The 21,558-nt window shown below is 64.0% G+C and carries 17 protein-coding genes; 10 read left to right on the top strand and 7 right to left on the bottom strand.

The annotated features are described in order from the left end of the window. Positions 1–5: 5 nt before the first annotated feature. A complete protein-coding gene (locus OIU93_RS08085) occupies positions 6–1,097 on the bottom strand; it encodes a Zn-dependent alcohol dehydrogenase (protein WP_264269580.1) in 1,092 nt (363 codons plus the stop codon). Positions 1,098–1,208: 111 nt separating this feature from the next. Between OIU93_RS08085 and OIU93_RS08080 the strand changes: the two genes are divergently transcribed. Then, complete coding sequence (locus tag OIU93_RS08080) at positions 1,209–2,291, top strand: Zn-dependent alcohol dehydrogenase (protein WP_264269579.1); 1,083 nt, start codon at positions 1,209–1,211, stop codon at positions 2,289–2,291. Between the two features lie 208 nt (positions 2,292–2,499). On the opposite strand, the gene OIU93_RS08075 is transcribed toward OIU93_RS08080, so the two are convergent. From OIU93_RS08075 to OIU93_RS08065, 3 genes are read right to left on the bottom strand one after another with little or no spacing between them, the layout of a single operon-like run. Further along, positions 2,500–3,648: a flavin reductase gene (locus tag OIU93_RS08075; RefSeq protein WP_264269578.1), complete on the bottom strand. Its 1,149-nt coding sequence runs from the start codon at positions 3,646–3,648 to the stop codon at positions 2,500–2,502. 11 nt (positions 3,649–3,659) lie between these two features. Continuing rightward, positions 3,660–5,075, bottom strand: coding sequence for an MmgE/PrpD family protein (locus tag OIU93_RS08070; RefSeq protein ID WP_264269577.1), 1,416 nt, complete (start codon positions 5,073–5,075; stop codon positions 3,660–3,662). Between the two features lie 11 nt (positions 5,076–5,086). Then, positions 5,087–6,589 carry a 4-hydroxyphenylacetate 3-hydroxylase N-terminal domain-containing protein gene (locus tag OIU93_RS08065; RefSeq protein WP_264269576.1) on the bottom strand — a complete coding sequence of 501 codons (1,503 nt, stop codon included), beginning with the start codon at positions 6,587–6,589 and terminating at the stop codon, positions 5,087–5,089. A 325-nt stretch (positions 6,590–6,914) separates the two neighbouring features. Between OIU93_RS08065 and OIU93_RS08060 the strand changes: the two genes are divergently transcribed. Further along, the gene (locus OIU93_RS08060; RefSeq protein WP_264269575.1) at positions 6,915–8,204 is read left to right on the top strand and encodes an MFS transporter; all 1,290 of its coding nucleotides are present in this window, start codon (positions 6,915–6,917) and stop codon (positions 8,202–8,204) included. Positions 8,205–8,419: 215 nt separating this feature from the next. Beyond that, a complete protein-coding gene (locus tag OIU93_RS08055; RefSeq protein WP_264269574.1) occupies positions 8,420–9,754 on the top strand; it encodes an LLM class flavin-dependent oxidoreductase in 1,335 nt (444 codons plus the stop codon). Here OIU93_RS08055 and OIU93_RS08050 read toward each other — a convergent pair. After that, positions 9,751–10,692 (bottom strand): LysR family transcriptional regulator, encoded by a 942-nt coding sequence (locus OIU93_RS08050; protein ID WP_264269573.1) that lies wholly within the window; start codon positions 10,690–10,692, stop codon positions 9,751–9,753. The genes OIU93_RS08055 and OIU93_RS08050 overlap by 4 nt on opposite strands. A gap of 98 nt (positions 10,693–10,790) precedes the next feature. Here OIU93_RS08050 and OIU93_RS08045 point away from each other — a divergent pair, with 98 nt between their 5' ends. Further along, positions 10,791–12,371 (top strand): FAD-binding oxidoreductase, encoded by a 1,581-nt coding sequence (locus OIU93_RS08045; RefSeq protein ID WP_264269572.1) that lies wholly within the window; start codon positions 10,791–10,793, stop codon positions 12,369–12,371. 132 nt (positions 12,372–12,503) lie between these two features. On the opposite strand, the gene OIU93_RS08040 is transcribed toward OIU93_RS08045, so the two are convergent. Further along, complete coding sequence (locus tag OIU93_RS08040; protein ID WP_264269571.1) at positions 12,504–13,208, bottom strand: GntR family transcriptional regulator; 705 nt, start codon at positions 13,206–13,208, stop codon at positions 12,504–12,506. A gap of 133 nt (positions 13,209–13,341) precedes the next feature. On the opposite strand from OIU93_RS08040, the gene OIU93_RS08035 reads away from it, so the two are divergent. The 5 genes from OIU93_RS08035 (at position 13,342) to OIU93_RS08015 (ending at position 19,743) form a co-directional block, all read left to right on the top strand. Beyond that, on the top strand, positions 13,342–15,321 hold the full coding sequence (locus OIU93_RS08035; protein WP_264269570.1) for an NAD(P)/FAD-dependent oxidoreductase: 1,980 nt from the start codon (positions 13,342–13,344) through the stop codon (positions 15,319–15,321). Continuing rightward, a complete protein-coding gene (locus OIU93_RS08030; RefSeq protein WP_264269569.1) occupies positions 15,318–16,727 on the top strand; it encodes a carboxylesterase family protein in 1,410 nt (469 codons plus the stop codon). Before OIU93_RS08035 ends, OIU93_RS08030 begins: the two co-directional genes overlap by 4 nt. Further along, positions 16,633–17,115, top strand: coding sequence for a nuclear transport factor 2 family protein (locus OIU93_RS08025; protein ID WP_372342886.1), 483 nt, complete (start codon positions 16,633–16,635; stop codon positions 17,113–17,115). The genes OIU93_RS08030 and OIU93_RS08025 overlap by 95 nt, the downstream gene beginning before the upstream one ends. 244 nt (positions 17,116–17,359) lie before the next feature. Beyond that, positions 17,360–18,406 carry an MBL fold metallo-hydrolase gene (locus OIU93_RS08020; protein ID WP_264269567.1) on the top strand — a complete coding sequence of 349 codons (1,047 nt, stop codon included), beginning with the start codon at positions 17,360–17,362 and terminating at the stop codon, positions 18,404–18,406. Next, positions 18,403–19,743, top strand: a complete 1,341-nt coding sequence (locus tag OIU93_RS08015; protein WP_264269566.1) for an MFS transporter — start codon at positions 18,403–18,405, stop codon at positions 19,741–19,743. The genes OIU93_RS08020 and OIU93_RS08015 overlap by 4 nt, the downstream gene beginning before the upstream one ends. Positions 19,744–19,783: 40 nt before the next feature. Here the strand turns inward: OIU93_RS08015 and OIU93_RS08010 are convergent, their stop codons facing one another. Continuing rightward, on the bottom strand, positions 19,784–20,707 hold the full coding sequence (locus OIU93_RS08010) for a LysR substrate-binding domain-containing protein (RefSeq protein ID WP_264269565.1): 924 nt from the start codon (positions 20,705–20,707) through the stop codon (positions 19,784–19,786). 82 nt (positions 20,708–20,789) lie between these two features. Between OIU93_RS08010 and OIU93_RS08005 the strand changes: the two genes are divergently transcribed. Beyond that, positions 20,790–21,548 carry an IclR family transcriptional regulator gene (locus OIU93_RS08005; RefSeq protein WP_264269564.1) on the top strand — a complete coding sequence of 253 codons (759 nt, stop codon included), beginning with the start codon at positions 20,790–20,792 and terminating at the stop codon, positions 21,546–21,548. The last annotated feature ends 10 nt before the right edge of the window (positions 21,549–21,558 follow it).

Genomic DNA, 21,558 nt, shown 5'->3' with positions numbered 1-21,558 from the left:
TACTCCTAAAACCTGGTGATCACACTTCGGGCCACCGCGCCCGAACGCAGGGACTGGTAACCCTGCTCGATCCCGTCCAGGCCGATGTGGGAGGACACCAGCTCGTCGAGCTTGAAGCGGCCCTGGAGATACAGGTTTGCGTACATGGGAATATCGATGGCGATATTGCTCGAACCCATCGCCACACCGCGAATTCCCTTCTGCTTGCCCATGAGGTCGCCGAACGGGGTGATGTCGATGGTGGAACCCGGCTGGTGGACGCCGATCAGGTAGGCGGTGCCGCCCACCTCCAGCATGGCCACCGCCTGTTCGGTGGTCCGCTTCAGTCCGATGACCTCGAAGGCGTGCGTGACGCCGCCGCCGGTGAGCCGCAGCACCTCCGCCACGGCGTCGGAGTCGCCGCCGTTGATGACATCGGTGGCGCCGAATACGGTCGCCAGCTCCAGCTTGGCCGGCTGCAGGTCGACGGCGATGATGCGTGAGGCGCCGGCCAGCCGTGCACCCTGGATGACGTTCAGTCCCACGCCTCCAGCACCGATCACCACCACGGTGTCGCCTGGGCGGATGCGGGCGGTGTTGATTGCGGCCCCTGCACCGGTCACCACGCCGCAGCCGAGCAGTGCGGCCTTGTCAAAGGGGATCTCGCGGGGGACGGGCACCACGGTGTTTTGGTGGACCAGTACCTGCTCGGCGAATCCGCCGACGCCGATGAACTGGGTCAGGGCGCGGCCATCGAGGCTCAGCCGCGGGGCTGTACCCGGCGCCCTGTTGGTGTGCGAGGGAACCCGGCACTGGTAGGGCCGGCCGGCCCGGCACGAGGAGCAGGCTCCGCAGGAGTGCACCGGGGACGTCACCACGTGGTCTCCCACCGCCAAGCCCGTGACCGCGGAACCGAGCGCCGCCACGACGCCAGAGATTTCGTGTCCCAGCACGGCGGGCATCGGGAAGCCCACGTCGTTGCTTGCCACGTGCAGGTCGGAGTGGCAGAGTCCGCTAGCCCGCACGTCGATCAACACTTCCTGCGGCGCCGGATTGTCGATGGCTATCTCGAGTACCTCAAAGGCACCCTTCACTTCGGAGACCACTGCAGCTTTCATGGAGTTCCCTTCAAGAAATAATCGGTCGAGTTGGTGACACGGACCACATATGAAAATATACTAGTGGAAACTATGCATTATAAGTAGAGTTCTGCAAACTTAGGGAGTGCCATGCGTGCAGCAGTCATTAACGCCATTGGAGCGGGATTCGAGATTGAGGACCTGGACATCGACGAACCTCGCGGTGCGGAGGTCTTGGTCCGCGTCGAGGCCGCGGGCCTGTGCCACTCGGACATGATCGTTGCCACGATGGATCGGGGAAGGCCACTGCCCATGGTTGTGGGCCACGAAATGGCGGGCGTCGTAGTCAAGCTGGGTCCCGAGGCCACCGATTTTGAGGTTGGCGACCACGTCATCGGCAGCGAAATCAGCTTCTGCGGCGTCTGCGAGGAATGCGTAGCCGGCGCCACCTACCGCTGCCTGAATCCGGGCGCGGTCATGCGCAGCCCGCAGGACCCGGCACGCCTGAGCCGAGACGGACAGCGAGTGGAGGCCTTCGGCGTTGCCGGCTTTGCCCAGTTCACCGTGCTGCACCAGAACAAGCTGGTGAGGATCCCCGCCGAGATCCCGTTCGCCCAGGCCGCCGTGCTCGGCTGCGCGACGGCCACCGGCGTGGGCGCCGTGTTGAACTCGGCCAAGGTGGCGCCCGGGCAGAGCGTGGCGGTGGTCGGCCTGGGCGGAATCGGCCTGAACCTGGTCGCCGGAGCCCGCCTGGCCGGGGCCCGCACCATCATTGGCATCGACCTGCAACCCGAAAAGCTGGAGCTGGCACGCAAGTTCGGTGCCACCCATGTGATCAACGGCGCCGAGGAAGATGTTGTCGCCCGCGTGCAGCAAATCACCGGCCGCGGCGTGCACCACGCCTTTGAAGCCATCGGCCTGGGTGCCACCCAGCGCCAGGCCATCGAAGTGACCCGCACCGGAGGCGACGTGCACTTCATCGGCATCCCGCAGGGCAAGCCGTTGGAGCTGAGCGTCATGATGGACCTGCTGGTGAAGCAGCGCTCACTGCACGGGATCTACATGGGTTCCTCGAACATCCGCAAGGACATCCCCTACTACGCGGAGCTCTACCTGCAGGGCCGGCTGAACCTCGATGACCTGATTGCCCAGGAGATCGGGCTGGAGCAGATCAACGAGGCATATGAGCGCCAGGAAACCGGGGCGATCGCCCGGAGCATCATCCGCTTCTAGCTGCACAGCGCAGCCGCAATTGGGGAAGACCGACGGCGATGCGAAGAAAAGGTCGGGCCGCCTTGGGAAAGGACGCCCGACCTTTGTCGTACCCCCGCCACGGAGCCGGTCGCGGGAGTCGTTCCCTCGAACGGGTCCAAGGACAATGGCTTAGGCCGGTCCATTTCCCGAGGGGAACGGACCGGCCTAAGCTGCCTGCTTGCGTTATCTAGACGGTTCCGCCGTGGCGGGCAACAACCTCGCGGGCCAGGGCCTTGCCGAAGGCGGTGTGCGCGGCCAGGGCATCCTGGGCGGCATCGGCATCGTGGGCGGCCAGGGCATCGGTCATCTCTACGACGTGGGTGTGGTCCATGTGGCGGGACCACTCTGCCGGTGTCAGAGCCTGACGCCACACGGTCCCCACACCGAGCCGGCGGAAGGAATCGGTCAGCTGGGACGAACCTGCCACCGCGACCAAGGTGTCGTGGTAGGCGACGTTCAGGGCCAGGAAATCATCCAAATCCGACGCCGATTCCCGACGGAGCCTGCCCAGTTCGTCGGTGATGCGGCGCAGCTCGGCGATGACCTCATCGGAGAGCTTGTCCAGGTGCGAGGCGATGATGCCTGATTCGATGGTGGCCCGCGAGTCGTAGGCCGAATCCGTAAATTCAGCGGTAATGGGGCGGGGCTGGAAGGTTCCCGCCTCCGTGCGGAAGACCAGGTGCTCGCTTTCCAGCTTCACGAGGGCGTTGCCCACGTGGGCGGCCTCGGAGCGGGTGGATTCGGCGATCTGCTCGATATCCAGGTCGCTTCCGAGGGCACTCTTGCGCTGCAACACCCAATCGCGGGTGGCCTTGTAGGCGCTCAGTTCCTTGACAGGTTCCAGCCGACCCATGGTGCCACGGTAGTAGGCCAGTGGTTGGCGGTCGTGGGCCTCGGCGCTGGTGGCCAGGCCAAGGAAGACCGTGTGGGTGCCGCCGGTTGCCGTCTCATCCACCTTGCACACGATGGTGGCCAGCGCGCCGTCGATCAGCGGGATGCCTTCGGGGGAGATGGTGTGCGGGACAGAGGCGAACTTGTCCTCGCCCTTCCGTCCGAAGTGGAACGCCAAGTCGCTCTGGTCATCGGCCAGGATGTTGATGCCGAAGTATCCGGCCGAGACTACGCGGTCGTGCGTTGATGAGGAGCGGTTGAGGCAGGCGAGCATCATTGGCGGTTCCATCGACAGCGAAGAAACTGCCGACGCGGTGGTGCCGTAGAGGACCCCGTCCACGACGGTGGTGATGACCGTGACGCCCGAGGCGAAGTGGCCCACCACGTTGCGGAAGATCCCGGCCTCGACGACAGCGGTCTGGTCGGCGGTGTTTTGGGTATTCATCGTAACTTCTCCTAGCGGATCGGGGTTGAAACAGTGCAGGTGGGGTTGAGGGCTGCCATGAGGTCCCCAACGGTGTCGGCCGTTTCCAGGACTTGGACGGCGTCGATGACCTGGGGCGCGCGATCGGCCATGCTCGGCAGGCCGAAGCCGAGGTTCAGGGTGAACTTCTCCAGCAGTCGTGGCCGGCTCAGCGGTGTTGATGCATGGTCGCCGGCGGGATTCTCGACGCGTACATGCCGGGTGCTCCCGTCTCGCAAGGTGGCAGTGGCCTCGGCGGTGAGGCGCTGGTCATTGGAGAGCGAGCCGACTAGCTCAATGCGTCCAAGCAACTCAGCGATGCGTGGATCGCCCATGGCCTCGGGGGTGAGATGCTCGGGCCGCACGGTGCCGTGCAGCAAGGCAGCGGCGGCCGTGAAGTGGATCGAGAACAGCCCTGCCACCGGGCGGCGCTCGGCCGGGTCGAAGCGGGCGCCGACAAAACCGCCAAGCGTCCGTGCCGTCACGTGGATTTCGACCTTGTCTATGTCCTCGATCGCCACGCCTTCCTCGGTGACCAAGCGGATGCAGGCTTCCAGGGACGGATGTGCCGCCCGGCAGCTTGACCACGGTTTGATGGTCGTGTCCCCGAAGTAGTGCTCGCCGAGTTCGGCACCGGCCAGTTCGGGATTGGGGTCGGTGCAGTACATCTGGAAGAACCCGTGTTTTCCCTGAAGCGGATCAATAGGTCCGGTGAGACCGGCCGCCGCCAACTGGGCGGAGGCGATGGCCGTGCGCGCCGCGAAGGCGATCGGCAGCTTGAAGGCACTCGCCGCGTCGAAGATGTTGGCAACGGTGCCGCCGAGTTGGTTGGCGGCGATGCCCAGGGCGTGCTTGGCAGCTGCCGCGTCCAGCCCCAGCATCCGGGCTGCCATGAGCGTTGCCCCCAGGGTGTTGACGGTTCCGGTGTTGTCCTGTCCGGAGTACACGTCGAAGCCACTGGCGACGGCCAGGCGTGCCGTCACGTCGTCGCCGACCGCCAGTGCAGTCAGCAACGCTTCGCCACTCGCGCCGGTGAGTTCGGCCAGGGCCAACGCGACCGGAACGGTTGTCCCGGAGATGTGGGCGGCAACACGGGTTCCGTCCGGCCCGTCGGCCTCGACCGGTTCGAAGTCGAAGGACCGGGCCAACACGGCATTGGCGAATGCGGCCGAGGCAGCGGGCAACCGCAACGAGGTTCCGGGAACCGAGGCCTCGTCGCCGGTGCCCCACGCGGCGGCCAACCGCAGAATGGCTGCCGAGTCGGGCTCGCCGTGGCCCGCGGCCATCGCACCGAGGGCGTCCAGCAGCCGGGTCTTCACCCTGTCCACGGTCACCGGATCGAGATCGCCGAAAGTTGTCCCGAGCGCATGGGCGACGAGCCGGTCCACCAGGGCAGGTGCGGTTTCCATTGCCGTTCTTCCTAGGCCCGGGTTGCCAAGGTGGCCGCGTCGAGACCCAGGTCCTCGGTCTCGGTCAGTACCGGAAAAATGCCCAGTTCGGCAAACATCGCATCGAAGGATCCGGTCTCACCCTTGGCCTGTGCCTTCTTGTGGTCCAGGGCGCGGGCGCGGTTGACCGAGCCGAGGTAGAAACGCTCGTACAGTTCGTTGCGGCTGCCCAGCGCGGAGCCGGCGAAGTCCCAGGCGGTGCGGAAGATCTTGGCGCGCTCCTCGGGGGAGATGCCACCGGCTCCCGGCAGGTACTTGCGCAGCAATGGGCCGAGGCGCGGATCGTCGAAGGATGCAGCTGTCGGTGTGGCCAGGAGGTTGTGCGAGCCCATGGACTTGATGATGTCGTTTACCCGTGCCATCCACAGCGGCATCATGGTGCGCAGCGCGGAGATGTCGTCGTGGCAGAAGAAGGCCCCGCCGCCCCATTCCGAGGCATTCATCTCCGCGGAGTGGATGACGGCGCGCGCGATGCGCAGGTAGGAATAGATCTCGCCGAGCATTGAGGCGGTGTCGGGCTTGGCATCGGTGCCGGTGACCTTGGCCATCTGGGTGCACAAGTCGTAGGCAAACTCCAGCTTGACCGAGGCGCGGATGGCCGTCTGCTGCTGGGTGTTGCCGGTGGCGGTGCCGCCGTTCAATGCGTTGTAGACATCCAGCTGCCCGTCGATGAAGACGCGGTCCCAGGGAACCAGGACATCGTCGAAGATGATGACGGCGTCCTGCTCGTCAAAGCGCGAGGAGAACGGCTTGTCGACGACTTCCTGGTCCACGCCGTAGTGGTCGCGGCACACCGAGACGACGCCGGGGGTTGCCACCGGGATGGCGAAGGAGAGTGCGTACTCTTCGTAGCCCTTCTGTATGGGGACGGCCGGGTAGACGTAAAGTTCGTCGGCGATCGGGCCGAGCGTGGCGAGCATCTTGGCGCCGCGGACGACCAGTCCTTCGTCGGTGCGGTCAACGACGCGCAGGGTGAGTTCCTCGTTGATGCCCTGCAGTTCTCCGACCGACTTGTCGATGGCGGCGTGCACGATGGTGTGGGTCAGGGCCAGGTCGTGCTTCTGCACATGCCTCCAGTAGGCCTCGAGGCGCTCGAAGTACACCGGGTCGCCGGAGCGGTCGAAGATGTCCTTGCGGGAGGCGTGGCCGGCGAGCACCACGTTGACATAGTCGGGAGTGCGACCGAGCATGCCGTTGGAGTAGCGGGCCAGGCGGTCAAAGGCGCGGTGGCGGCGGGCAATGTCCTCGGCATTGCGTGGACGCAGCAGCGAGACGTTGTGCTCTTCTCCCGATTCCTGATCCGTCATGAGGCAGTCGGCGGCGTATTTGTGCTGGTAGTCGAAGTATGCGGCCATGCCGTTGATCGAACCGCTAAAGGTGGGGTGCTCGGTGATGTCGATGCGTTCGTTGCCCAGCCATACCTCGCGGGAGTCTTTTAGGCCCGCCTTGTACTGTGCTCCTGTGCGTGCGCTCACTTGCTTCTCCTTAGGGTAGCTATCTCACCCCGATGAAGTGAGAATATATTCTGGCTATCAGTTTATATACCTTTGGTCGGATCGCGCAATGGGAACTTTGTCTATTTTCCGCTTTTTCGGCAGCGAGGCATGGGGCCGTCGACGGATCAAGAAAATATTCTGACGTAAAAAATGCGTAAACTTTGCAGTTTGGTGTGATGTGCGCCATTATGTACTAAGTCACACTTTTTGTAGTAAAGGAAGCCTTCCAGTGCCGATCAAAAAACTCCCCCTAACGCCGGATCCGCCGGCGTCCGACACACTTAATACCAAGGACCTGCGTCGCGTGCTTGGTTCCAGTCTCTTGGGCAGCATCATCGAGTACTACGACTTCATCCTTTATGCGACGGCCGCTGCGCTGATCTTTGACAAGGTCTTCTTTGGCAATCTGGCCCCCGGCCTCGCTCTTTTCGCTTCCTTCGGAACCCTGGCTGTTGGGTACGTTGCCCGGCCCCTCGGCGGCATCATCTTTGGTCACTTCGGTGACTTGGTGGGGCGCAAGAAGATGCTCGTGCTCTCAATGATGATGATGGGCTTCGCGACAATCGCCATTGGCCTCCTTCCAACCACCGCATCCATTGGAGTGGCAGCCCCCGTCGCCCTGGTGTTGTTGCGCATGGTCCAAGGCATCTCCGTGGGTGGCGAATGGGGTGGTGCGACACTGATGGCACTCGAGCATGCCCCGGCATCCAAGCGCGGATTCGCCGCAGCGTTCGCAAACGCCGGAGGTCCTGCCGGAGGCCTGCTGGCCACCTTCGTGGTGTCCGGGGTTTCGGCCCTCACCGGGGACCAGTTCCTCGTGTGGGGTTGGCGCATCCCCTTCCTGTTCTCGGCAGTCCTGATCGTTGTCGGCATGGTGATTCGCCTGAAGGTTGCCGAGTCGCCGGTGTTCAAGGAGCTAGACGCCAAGGCCGAAAGCATGGAGAAGGAGCGTCGGTCGCCGATCATGCGCGTTTTGCGCAACCACCCCCGCATCGTCGTCATCACTCTGGTTGCCTCGCTTGGCTTCTACACCTGCCAAGGCATTCTGACCTCGTGGGGAGTGTCGGTGGCTGTCGCCGAGGGCGTCGATCGCTCGACAGTCCTGAACATCAAGGGCCTGGCCGCCGTTATCACCATTGTCGTTTGCTTCTGGGCTGCGCGACTTTCGGATCGCATTGGACGCCGAGCTGTGCTGACCTTCGGCGGCGTCCTCGGTGTCCTGTGGGCCTTTCCTGCGCTCGTTCTGATGCACAATGGCACGGCCTGGGGCTTCATGGTTGCGGTACTTGTCGGCAACGGTGTTGTCCAGGGCATTCTGGCCGGACCCATTGGCGCGTACATCTCGGAGCTATTCCCGGCCAACGTCCGATACTCCGGAGCCTCGCTGTCCTACCAAGGTGCGGCAACCCTCGGGGCGGGCTTCACACCCATGATCGCCACGGCGCTCACGCTGGCCGGAGGCTTTGTCTGGGTCGGCGTCTTCTGGGTGGCCATCTTGGTCCTGGGAATCATCGCCGTGCGCGTTGGCCCCGAAGGTGCCGACTCCATGCAACTCAAGAAGCACGCACGGGGCAAGCAGCTGCAAACCCACTGATTGGCTCCGCGTGGAGATCGACGGGGCTCGATACCCACGGGTATCGTCCTCCGTTGATCCGCGGGACTTGAATCATCAGCAAAACTGATCTTATTGAATAGAAACTTCTGTATTTACGAACTTTGGATCTCTTGGAACGATTGAGCTAAAGCCCCCAAACATCAGTATCGTCTCGTCGCCCACTGCGATGAACGCCTGCGAAAGGAACAGCCACAATGGCACCGAAGAACCCCAAGCACATGGTGTTGACGACCTTCATGCTGCCAGCCGGCTACCACAAGGATTCCTGGCGCATGGAAGGAAGCCGCTCCGAGGAACTGGCCAATCTGGAATTCGTCTACGATCTGACCAAGATGGCCGAAGACGCAAAACTCGACGCAATCTTCTTTGGCGACATCGTCCACGCCAACACCGTGATGCGCGGCGACATCAAGATGAACGGCTTCTACGAGCCTATGACGGTGCTCGCCGCACTCGCCGCTCGCACCAAGAACATCGGTCTGATCGGCACCGTGTCCACGTCGTTCTCCGAGCCCTACAACGTGGCCCGCCAGATGGCTGGTCTCGACCACATGTCAGGCGGCCGTGCAGGCTGGAACATCGTTACCTCCTCGGACGGGTACCAAAACTTCGGCATCACCGAGGCCCCTGACCCGGCCACCCGCTACCGCCGCGCCACCGAGTTCGTGGACGTCGTCCAGAAGCTCTGGGACTCTTGGGAAGATGACGCGGTAACCAACAACAAGGAATCCGGCTGGTACGTCGACACCGCCAAGATCCACCCGATCAACCACCGGGGCGAGTTCTTCAACGTTGAGGGCGCCATCAACATGCCACGTTCTCCGCAGGGTCGCCCCGTGCTGGTTCAGGCCGGCTCCTCGGGACCCGGAATGGAACTGGGATCCTCGATTGCCGACAGTATCTACACGGCGCAGCCCATGAAGGAGCCATCGATCGAGTTCTACGCCAAGTTCAAGGCCATGGTGGAGGCCAAGGGGCGTCGTTCCCGGGACGTGCAGATCATTCCGGGCATCCTGCCGATCCTTGGCGACACCCAGAAGGAAGCCGACGAACTCGCCGAGCACCTGGCCAACCACATCCACATGGACAACGGCCGCGTCCAGGTCGGAAGCGACTTGCGGATGGATCTGTCGGGCTTGGACTTCAGCGAATCGATCCCGGCAGAATGGTTCTCCGACGACCCGGCCCTCGGCTCGCGCTACCAAATCTACCGCCGCAAGTCGGTGGAACAGGGCATGAGCCTGCGCGAACTGATCGTGGACCTGGCCCGTTCGACCGGCCACCAGTGGATGGCCGGCACCCCGGGTGCCGTGGCCGACCGAATGATCGACTGGTTCGAGTCCAAGGCCTGTGATGGCTTCAACCTGAACTCCCCGTTCAACCCGGGCGGCTTCAAGCTGATCTGCGACAAGCTCGTGCCTGAACTGCAGGAGCGCGGCTACTTCCGGTCGGAGTATGAGGGAACCACGCTGCGGGAAAACCTCGGCTTGTCACGTCCCTCCTCGATCCGCACCAACGTCCTGGCCTAGGCAGGCGGTGCGGCGTGTTCGAAGAGCTCGGTGGCAACTTCGATCCAGGCTTGGGCGCGTACACTCAACCGGGTGCTGCGCGGCCAAGCCACGGAGACGGGAACCGGCTCGCCGTTTCCCCCTCGCGGAGTGCGCAAGGGCTTAAGCACCACGCGAAGTTCCTGATAGGGCGCATCGAGCGCCGGTTGTTGGAACAGCACCGCCACTCCGCGCCCGGAACCGACAAGCGAACGAACCGTCGCATAGCTTCTGGATCTGTGGCGGATCACCGGGGCTATTCCTGCTTGCTCGTACAGGCCCAGGATCCTGCGGGACACCGGCTCCGCATCGAAGAGCACCAGAGGCTCCTCGGCAATATCGGCCAGGGTGATCGAGTCCTGTGTGCCGAGTCGGTGGTTGGAATCGACCAGCACATAGGGTTCCGCGACGGCGACCGGGGCGCTGAGCAGGGACGGGGAAATCTCTGCGCCGTAGAGGAACGCCACATCGATCGATCCGTCGAGCAGCGCCTGCTGCATTTCGTCGTGGTAGCCCTCGACGAAGTCGACTTCCACCTCCGGGCATTGCTCGGCAAAGGCGGTGAGCATCGTGGGAATGATCGTGGGTCCCAGGGTCATGAAGCATCCCACCGTGAGCGGGCCACGCAACGAGGCGCGGGTTCCCTGTCCCAGGGACTCGAGCTCATAGACGAGGGCAAGCAGCGTGCGGGCCTGGTGCAGCACGGTCCTGCCGGTGGCGGTAAGTGTCAGCCCCTTGGCTCGGCGCTTGATGGCCAAATCCGAGCCAATGATTCGCTCGAGTTCCGCTATGGACATGGAAATGGCCGAGGGGGCCATGTGCAGCCGGCGGGCTGCCTCGGCCATCGTTCCGGTCTCGGCGGCAACCACAAAATGCCACAGTTGGCGCAAGGTCAGCTGAGGATGCGACACAAGATTCATACTTATCAATCTAATTGATGCCAAATGGAATGTAGTACACAATCTTTGACTTAGCAGGATCGGCACGCGGCAATGCCCGGGCCACGAAAGGATGAGCAATGGATCGTCGTCAGGAATTTCTGCGCCGGGCGGAAGAAATCGTCGGTGCCGAGAACGTGGTGGCACTGGAGAATCCCGAGGGGTATATCGATCCCTACCCGCTGAACCCCGGACGGGTCCCTTGGCCGGGCGTGCGTCCGGCCAATACCGCCGAGGTGCAGTCGATCGTGTGTCTGGCCACGGAACTTGAGGTGCCATTGTGGACGTTCTCGTGCGGAAAGAACCTTGGCTATGGAGGCCCAGAGCCGCGAGACGCCGGCATGGTCGCGTTGGACCTGAGTCGTATGAACAGAATCCTCAAGGTCGACGATCGACTCTGCTACGCCGTCGTGGAACCGGGGGTCACCTTCTTTGATCTCTTTGAATACATCAAGGAACACGGACTGAGGGTCTGGATGAGCGTCCCGGCACTGGGCTGGGGATCGGTGCTGGGAAACATGCTCGACCGCGGCTACGGCATGACGCCGCACGGGGACCACGTGAAGTCCCTCTGTGGCATGGAAGTCGTGCTGCCGGACGGAGACCTTGTGCGCACCGGCATGGGTGCCATGGAGGGCACCGACCTCGGTCCGATCTTCCAGGGTGGTTTCGGCCCCACGCTTGACGGATTGTTCACCCAGTCCAACCTCGGTGTCGTCACCCAGGTGGGGCTTTGGCTGCAGCCGGCGCCCCACACCTACGTCAATGGAGACATCGCGGTGGAGCGGGAGGAGGACCTTCCGGAATTGATCGACATCCTCACCACGCTGCGCCGCGAGGAGATCATCCAGAACAATGCCTTGTGCGGCAACGTGGTCCGTGCCGCCACGATGCGCGGAAACCGCGCCAAGTTCTGGGACGGCGAGGGGTCGATCCCTGATTGGCGGCTCGAGGAAATGCGCCAGGAATTCGGATTGGGGCAGTGGAACGGAAAGTTTGCCCTCTATGGCGACCTGGGGCTGTGTGAGCGCCGTCTGGAAATCATCAAGGAGCGCGTTTCAGTGATCCCCGGTGCCCGCGTGGATGCCCGGTTCTATTCGGGGGGCGAGGGTATGGCACTGCAGCACGAAGACATTGCTGACTTGGATCGTACCCAGATGGCCGGGGTGCCAACGCTCAAGCCGCTATCTACTGTCGGATGGGCAGCGGAAAACGGAGGTCACATCGACGCGGCGCCGATCATCCCGGCGCGCGGCGAGGAGGTGTACGCCTTCTATCAGGAGGCCAAGCGCCTCTATACCAAGTACGGATTCGACCTGTACATCGGCTACCACTTGTACCCACGGCACATGGTCCACGTGACGATGATCTTCTTCGAGCGCGGCAACGAGGAAATGCTGACTCGGGCCCGCGCCCTGTACTCGGAGCTGCTGGAGGTCGCACGTTCTCGCGGATATGCACCCTACCGAAGCCACGTCGACTACATGGACCAGATCGCCGACGGCTTTGATTTCAACAACCATGCCGTTAGGCGCCTGCAGGAGAAGCTCAAGGACGCCCTTGACCCGGCCGGAGTCATCGCTCCGGGGAAGCAGGGGGTATGGCCGGCCCGCTACCGCGAAGCTCGTTCATCCCTAGAAGCAGTGGCCGGGGTCCGCTAGCCAAGTCGTAGGAGTTCCGTGGTGTCCCGTCAGTGTGACGGGACACCACGGCTTTCGTCGTGGCTCCGATGCCGGAAAATGCGTCCGGTGCCGGAGATGAGAGCCTATAGATCGAAGGGAGCCGAACGCAGGCTAGGACACCTTCAATGCGGTGCTTGCCAAGCCGACTTCGCCGGCGCGATGCACGGCGGAGAGCGTGGTTTCATAGTGATGGCGCAACAGGGAACCGGTCGTTTTTGCATCGCGATCCAGCGCAGCGCTAAGGATATTGCGGTGTTCCTTCGCGAGGTCGCGCTTGACATCGCGCGTTGCAACACCGGCCCACCGCCCATACAGCTGGGACAGGTCGGAAAGGGTGCAGGTTAAGTCGATGAGCACAGGGACACCGCAGGCCTCGACGAGCTTGGCGTGGAACGCCTGGTGGGCGTGGTTCCATTCCTCGGTGTGCACATTTGGGTTCTCCGGGTCGCGGCGAACCGTACGTTCCAAGGTGTGGTGGGCCGCGATTAGTTCGCTTTCCCATTCAATCGAGCCACGTTCTATGGCCATGGATACGGCCAGTGCTTCATTGACGCAACGCATCTCGGTGATGTCGGTCAGCTCGGCCAGTGAAAGCTCCGGGACGAAGAAGCCGCGATTGGGGCGCAGCTTCACGAGCCGGTCGCCAACGAGCCGGGTCAGTGCCTCGCGGATCACCGTGCTCGAGGTTTCGTAATGCTCGGAAAGTTCGGTCAATTGCAGCCGCGCGCCCGGTGACCACCGGCCCTCGAGAATATCGTTGCGCATCGTGTCCCTGATGTGTTTGGACAGGGTCACCGAGTCGGTCATCTTCGCCATGGGAAAATCATACCAAACGATGAGAAGAATGCATTGTGTGTTGACTTATGCATAACTGGGGGGTGAGACTTGATACAAGTCACCATGCGGCCCCGTTGTCGGGCCGGGCAACCCCACAGCACGAGGAGCGGACATGACCGAATCCCTGATCCAGGACAGAACGCAAACCCAGATCGATGACCTGTACTGGCGCGAGGAATACGCACGCATCACGGAGGATGACTCCTTTTTGCGCCGCATAGTGGAAACCGCGGACCTGCCGGCGCTGATGATTGCCCTGGCCGCAGTCACCGGGGACTACTCGATGTTGCGCGATGACCTTCGTCCCCCGCAGCCGCCGGTGGACACCGTGGGTTTGCCGCACGGAGGCATGTCCGAGACGCAACGCGAGGCCGCGCGCGAGTTGGCCTTCGAGGCCCTGCGCGCCGTCCGCGACCAGTCGCTCAACCGCGCCAAGGTGCTCAATGACGAGCAAGCCGCGAAGATCCTGGACTGGCTGACCAACGGGGCAGACCCGGCCTACCATCCGATGCTCATGCACGACATGGCCTTGGTACCCCAACACAACGGCGCGCCTCGCTGGGACGCCCGGAATGTGGCTCCGGGGCGCGAATTCACCGTGGCGATCATCGGTTCCGGAGTGGCCGGCATGGCAGCCGCCTACCGCATGCGCCAAGCGGGGATTACCTACACGGTGTTCGAAAAGGGCAATGAAGTCGGCGGCACGTGGTGGAAGAACACCTACCCGGGCGTCCGCCTCGACACCCCCAACTATGCCTATTCCTTTTCCTTTGCCCAGCGCGACGACTGGCCCCAGCAGTTCTCCGAGGGCCGGGAGATCCTCGAGTACACACGCACCGTCGCCCAGCGCGGCGGCATCAGCGAAAACATCCAGATGAACACCGAGGTGCTGGGTGCTTCCTGGAACGCCGAGGATTCGTTGTGGGAACTGGATACCGTGCGTGGGGGAGTGCGGGAGGTTCGTCGCTTCAGTTCCGTGCTCACCGCCGTGGGCCAGCTGGACCGGCCGAAGTTCCCCGAAACCCCAGGTCGCGAGTCCTTCGCCGGCGTGCAGGTGCACTCGGCCGAATGGGACCCGGCCATCGACCTGCGCGGCAAACGCGTGGCGGTCATTGGTTCGGGCGCAAGCGCTTACCAGATCGTCCCCGCAATCGTTGACGAGGTCGCCGAGCTCAAGGTCTTCCAGCGCAGCTCGCCCTGGATGCTGCCCACCCCGTTCTACTACGAGGACATGCCTGTCACCGTGAAGTGGCTCGCCGAGCACCTTCCGCAGTACGGCCAGTGGCTTCGGTTCTGGCAGCATTGGCTCGGTGTCGAAGGCCGCCAGCACACCACGTCGGCCGACCCCTCGTGGAACACCCCTGGTTCGGTCTCGGCCATCAACGAGCGGGTGCGCCAGCAGCTCGTCGAAATGCTCAAGGTGCAGTACGCCGACCGCCCGGACCTTCTGGCGAAGGTCACGCCTGACTACATCGTCGGCGGCAAGCGCATGCTCCGCGACAACGGCGTTTGGTCTGCGAGCCTGAAGAAGCCGCAGACGTCCCTGATCACCGCCGGTCTCTCAAGCATGCAGGCCGACGGCATCGTCGACGGAGAAGGCACGCTGCACGAACTCGACGTGATCATCTACGCCACAGGGTTCACCGCCTCGGAGTTCCTCGAGCCGCTGAAGATCACCGGCCTCGGCGGCCGTGACCTGCACGAGTACTGGGCCGGCAACGCCACCGCCTATGCCGGCATCACCGTGCCGGGCTTCCCCAACCTGTTCATCGTCTCCGGGCCAAACACCGGGCACGTGGTCAACGGTTCGCTGTTCTCCATGATCGAGTACGGGCTGACATACATCCTTGACGCCATGCATACGGTCCTGTCCACCGGTGTCACCGCCCTTGACCTCAAGCAGGAGGCGTTGGATACCTTCGTCGAAGCCATTGACGCGGCCAACGCCCGAAAGGCCTGGGGGCACCCGGACGTAAAGACCTGGTACAAGAACAAGTTCGGCCGCGTCTCGCAGATCTGGCCGCTGCCGATGCTCGAGTACTGGAACGTGACACGCGCCGTAAACCTCGAGGATTACGAGATCATCGCGTGAGCCCACGCGCGGTGCAGGTCCACCGAGGAGTGGTCTACGGGCAACTGGCCGATCCACGCGACCGCTTCTCCGCCCTGGTCGACCCAGTCGCCGGCGCCTCCGGGCAACCTGCAGCCTTCCCGCAGCGTCCTGGCGCGCTGGACTGGTTATTGGGTCCGGCACTCGCCGAACTCCCGCAGCGGGAAGACGCCTTCCAACTGAACATCTGGGCACCAAATGGCGCCTCGGGCCTGCCGGTCCTCTTCTACATCCCGGGAGGAGCCTTCATTTCCGGCGCGGGCACCGTGCGCTGGTACGACGGTACCCGTCTCGCTGAGGAGGGGCAGTGCGTGGTGGTCAGCGTCAACTACCGCCTCGGAATCCTCTCCCACGCCGGTGGAATCGGTGGCGGAAACCTTGGTGTCGGCGACCTGGTGCAGGCGTTGCGCTGGGTTGGCAAAAACATTGCCGGCTACGGCGGAGGCGCGGAGAACCTGACCATGGTCGGTCAGTCCGCCGGTGCCTTCTACGCGTTTTTGCTCAGTCAGCTGGAGCAGACGCGCGGGATGATTGCCCGCACGGCGTTGCTCTCCTTGGCGTTCCAGCCGCCGCTGGGAACCTCTGAGGCCGCGGAGCGTCGGCGAATCATCGCCGAAGAGCTGGGCCGCTCGACCGCCGTGGACGCCACCGGGGAGGAACTGCTGGATGCCCAGCAATGCGTTTCCCGCGCCTACGCGGGCAAGGGACTGGGCATCATGCCCACCGCCGACGACATGGTGCCCGCCGATCTTTTCGACGTTCGGGCGGCGGCGCAACGCCTGCATGTGGGAGATCTATTGTTGACCCATACTGCGCAAGAGGCGTCGGCCTTTCTGGGTCAGGCACCCGAGGCGGCCTTCGGGCCGGGGGCAGTGGCGGGATTCATTGGTGCGCACTTCGAGGATGTGCCGGAGGTGGCTGAGCATCTTGCCGCCGAGCACCCGGGCTCGCCCAAATCGCAGCTGATCGGCGCGATGACCCTGCACCAGTTCGAGTCCTACGCCGCGGAGCTTGTCCTTGCAGTCGGCAAGGCGGGGAAGCAGGTTTCTTCGGTGCGTTTCGACTACGCGGCCAAGGACTCGCGGATGGGATCGGCCCACGGATTCGACGTCCCGTTCCTATTCGGGAACCGGTTGGATTGGTCCGATGCGCCCATGCTGGAGGGGACCTCGGACGAGGACTTCGAACAGGTTGGGGGTCACCTGCGCTCGCTGATATTGGGATTCGTTGCCTCGGGTTGGGCAGGCACTCCGATGCCAACGGCACCCAAGCCGCAGGACGGCGGTGTGGCGCATGGTTATGCCCTTGACGCTCACGGGCTTCGCAGCATTCCCCTCGAGACCCGGTTCGGGGCCAAACGCCCCGTGCAAAAGGTTTCCGGTGGATAGAGATGTGACCGGCGGCCCTCGCCGAGCCGTCCTCGGCGCAGAGGCCGCACGACTGGATGCCATGATCACCGCCGACCTCGTCGTCCTTGACGGATTGCTCGATGAATCCCTGAGCTACGTCCATTCCACCGGGCGTTGCGACAGCAAGGAAACGTTGTTCACGTTCATTTCGGAGGGCGCTGTCCGCTATCTCGAGATTGAGCACGAATTGGATGCGGTGCGGGAAACGGTGCCCGGCCTGGCCGCCGTGACAGGCACCATGCGGATGCGCCTGGTCAGTGGAGGGTTTGAGAAATCGATCTCCACCCGGACTACCAACCTCTGGGTGACCGGAAGCTCCGGCTGGAGCATGGTGGCGTTTCAAGCCACCATGCTTCCTGGCTTATAGGTACGTGGAATCTGGAATCCCTGCAGTGAGAGGCAAGACCCGCACTGCAAGAGAACGCAGGCTGGGAATTCGTATCGAGCAGGCATGAACCTAAATCTTCAAGTGTTTCCGGCGTGGACCCGTCATAGGTGAACATAGGCAAAACCAATGAATTGATTCGATAAAAACAGTTTTACGTATGCTTGGCGAGGCATCATCCTTGTGTGAAGGACATCTCATTCTTCCCGCATAAGGAGCAGTTCACGTGCACAGCACTTCCCTGAAACCCCATGTAGTCACCTTGGGAACTGCGGGCGGTCCCCGTTGGTGGACCGGTGAAAACGCCGGCAAGCGTGCGGGCATCGCCACCGCCGTGGTCGTCGGCGAGGCCGTGTACCTGGTTGACGCCGGAACCGGCGTGGGCAACCAGCTCATGAAGGCCGGATTCAGCACCGCGAACCTGCGCGGGATCTTCCTGACCCACCTGCACTCCGACCACACCATCGACCTGGCGTCGCTGGCGATCTTCGGGCTCTTCACCATCACCCCCGGCCAGGCTCCGGTCCGCATCATCGGCCCCGGCGACCGTGGCGTCCTGCCGCCGGCCTCGCCGCGCGCCCAGGTCCCGCCGACCCCGCTCTACCCGAAGAACCCGACCCCGGGCACCGCGGACATGTTCAGCCACCTCATGCAGGCCTACGGAACCGACTTGAATGACCGGGTGATCGACGCCCTGCGTCCCTCCCCGCTGGACCACTTCATCGCCGCGGACATCCAGATCCCCGCCGGAAGCGGCTACCACCCCAATGCGAACCCGACCCCCGAGGGCTTCGAGCCGTTCGAGATCTACCGGGACGAGCTGGTCACCGTGACCGCCACCCTGGTCAAGCACCCGCCGATCGCCCCGGCCTTCGCCTTCCGCTTCGACACCGCCGAGGGTTCCGTGACGATCTCCGGGGACACCGCGCCGTGCGAGAACCTCGTGCGGCTGGCCCGCGACACCGACCTGCTGCTGCACGAGGCCATTGACTTCGACTGGGTCCAGCGCAGCTACGGGAGCATCGGCACCGAGGCCGCTGCCGCCTCGATGGACCACCACCGCCTCTCGCACACCTCGGCCGCCCAGGCCATCGAGCTGGCCGAACGTGCCGGGGCACGCACCCTGGCCCTGCACCACCTGGTGCCCGGGACGACGCCATTGTCCACGTGGCTCTCCCACGCCAAGGATTTCTCCGGAACCTTCCTGGTTCCCGAGGATCTCGATACCATTTCCTTTAACCGCATTGATGCAGAAATGATGGTTGCACGATGAGCCACACCCAAACGCCCGCCGGGAACTCCGCCGACGTTGTCGTCCCGTCGCTGAACTCACCACACATGCGCAGGATCCTGGCCTCCAGCTTCATCGGCAGCGCCATCGAGTTCTATGACTTCATCCTCTACGCCACCGCCGCGTCGCTGGTGTTCAACAAGGTCTTCTTCGTCAACCAGTCGCCCGCGGTGGCGCTCTTCGCCTCCTTCGCCACGCTCGCCGTTGGCTACCTGGCCCGCCCGCTGGGCGGCATCATCTTCGGGCACTACGGGGACAAGCTCGGGCGCAAGGGCGTGCTGATCACCTCCATGGTGATGATGGGCGTCGCCTCGACCATCATCGGCCTGCTCCCGCCGACCGCACAGGTCGGTGTCATTGCCCCGATCGCGCTGATCACCCTGCGCATCATCCAGGGCTTGGCCGTGGGAGGGGAATGGGGCGGGGCCATGCTGATGGCCCTGGAACACGCACCCAAGGAACGCCGCGGCTTCGCCGCCAGCTTCGCAAACATGGGCGGCCCGGCCGGCGCGGTACTGGCTACCCTTGCGGTCTCCGCCGTTTCCACGCTGCCCACCGAGCAGTTCCTGGCCTGGGGCTGGCGCATCCCGTTCATCGCCAGCCTCGGCCTGGTCGCCATCGGCCTGGTCATCCGCCTGAAGGTCACCGAGTCCCCGCTCTTCCTGGCGCTCGAGGACAAGGCCGAGGAGCGCAAGATCCCGCTGCTGCAGGTACTGACCAAGTACCCGAAATCCGTGCTCATGGGCACGCTGGTGGGCATGAGCTCCTACACCGTGCAGGGCCTGATGACGGTCTGGGCCATCTCCTACGTCGTGGAGGAAGCCGGCATGGACCGCACCGCGGTGCTCAACATCAAGGCCGTGGGCGCCACCCTGACTATCGTGGCGGTGTGGTTTGCCGCTCGCTACTCCGACCGACTGGGCCGCCGCCCGGTCATGATGTTCGGCATCCTGGCCGGCGCGGTGCTGGCCCTGCCGATGATGTGGATGCTGCAACTGGGCGAGCTCTGGCTCTTCGCGATCGCGCTGTTCCTGGCCAACGGCGTGGTCCAGGGCACCATCTTCGGGCCGTTCGGCGCCTTCACCGCAGAGCTGTTCCCCACCCGGATCCGCTACACCGGGGCCTCGCTGGTCTACCAGCTCTCCTCCACGCTCGGTGCCGGCTTCACCCCGATGATTGTCACCGGCCTGGTGCTGCTCGGTGGCGGCTCGCTGTGGATTGCCGGGGCCGTGTGGGCAGGGGTCTTCCTTATCGCCGCGCTGGCCATGCGCAGCATCAAGGAAGGCAAGGACGCCGACCTGGGCGCCGAGCACATGTAGCCGGGCAACGCCTCCGCGGCCAGGGGCCGGACCCGTCCATTCAGGACGGATCCGGTCCCTGCTCGCGTTCGGCACCGATGCCTTCACAGAACTCGATGAAGGCCCGCAGTCGCAGACTTGGCCTCTCCGATGCCGTGTAGGCGACGCAGATGTCGCTATGGCCAACCGGCCCCTCGATTTCCAGGACGGACAGGGGTAAACCGTCATAGCTCAGGCTCACCGGGGGACGCTGCACCAGCACCGTGTAGCCCAGGCCGCGGGCCACCATGCCGCGCACAGCCTCGAAGTTCGAACTGCTCCAGGCGATCTTCGGGTCCAGGCCGGACATGCGTAGGTTCACCAACTGGTTGTCACGCACCGTGGGGATGTCCAGGGACACGAAGTCCTCGTCAGCGAGTTCGCTAAGCCGAACGGTTCCGCCGCCGGCAAGCCGGTGTCCGGCCGCAAGCAGCACGTAGGGGCGCCCGCTCATGACCGTGGTGTGCTTGACGCCGGGCAATAGGTGGCGGGTGTGGGTGATCACCACATCGAGGTAGCCCTCCAACAATCGCTCCTGCAGCTCGGCGCCGTCGCCCTCGATGATGCGCACCTCCAGGCCCGGGTTGGGCTTGGTGAACTGTTCGCAGACCACCGGCAGCCAAAATGCGGAGAGCCCGGAATACATCCCGATGTTCAGCGGCCCGACCAGGCCGCTCTGGCGCTCGCCGATCAGGCCCTGGACCTCTTCGGCGTGCCTGACCAGCTCCTTGGCATCGCGCAGGAAGTGGGTTCCCACGGCGGTCAGCACCACGCCGCGGGCCCGGTGGCGCACCAGCAGCTGGGAGCCGACGATGCGCTCGAGTTCCCCGATGGACTGGGACATCGCCGCCTGCGAGATGTGGCAGGCCGTTGCGGCACCGGAGATCGTGCCGGCATCGGCCACGGCGATGAAGTACTGCAATTGCTTGAAGGTGTAGTTGACCACTTCTCCAGCGTAGGTGATGTGCGCCTGGCCATGATGCAGCGGCGGTTGGGTTGCGGTTCGCAGGCTGTGCCATGATTTCACCATGGAGAACAAGTCATCGCCCGTCGAGTCGGTAGACCGCGCACTGCTGTTGCTCATGCGCATGCGCGACCAAGGTCCGCTGTCGGTGAAGGCCGCCGCCGAGCAGCTCGATGTGGCGCCCTCGACGGCGCACCGGCTGCTGACGGCGCTGACCTTCCGGGGCTTCGCGGCCCAGAGCCACGACCGGACCTACCGCCCGGGCCCCGAAATCTCCGGGCACCCCCAGCCGTTTCTCTCCACCCAGACGCTGGGCGAGCACTCGCAGGCTGCCCTGGTCCGGCTACAGGGCACGGTAGGGGAGACGGTGCAGGTCATGGTCCTGAACGGCGGCAACATCCAATTCGTCGACGGGGTCGAGTCGGCGCGGAACCTGCGCGTGGCCAGGCGCATCGGGGACATGATGCCGGCCTTCGTGTCCTCGGGCGGCAAGGCGATGTTGGCGCAGCTGCCCAACGCCGAGCTGGAGGAGATCTACCGCTCAGGCCTGCAGTCCTGGCCCACCGGCAAGATCACCACCCTGGCCTCGCTTAGGCGCAGCATGACCAAGATCCGCCGGGACGGCTTCGGCACCAGCTTCGAGGAAACCGAGCAGGGGGTGGTGGGCCTGGGCGTGAGCATCAACGACGCCGATGGGCGCCCGGTGGCAGCGGTGACCACCGCGACGCCGAGCATCCGCTTCGACCGCTCCGCGATGCCGCTGCATGTCGAGGCGCTGCAGCTGGCCGCCGCCGAGATCATGGAGAAACTGCGCGGAGTCTGAGGTTCCCACG

It is taken from the genome of Paeniglutamicibacter sp. ZC-3 (assembly GCF_025847175.2).
GTDB lineage: Bacteria > Actinomycetota > Actinomycetes > Actinomycetales > Micrococcaceae > Paeniglutamicibacter > Paeniglutamicibacter sulfureus.
This window is presented reverse-complemented; position numbering and strand designations above follow the sequence as displayed.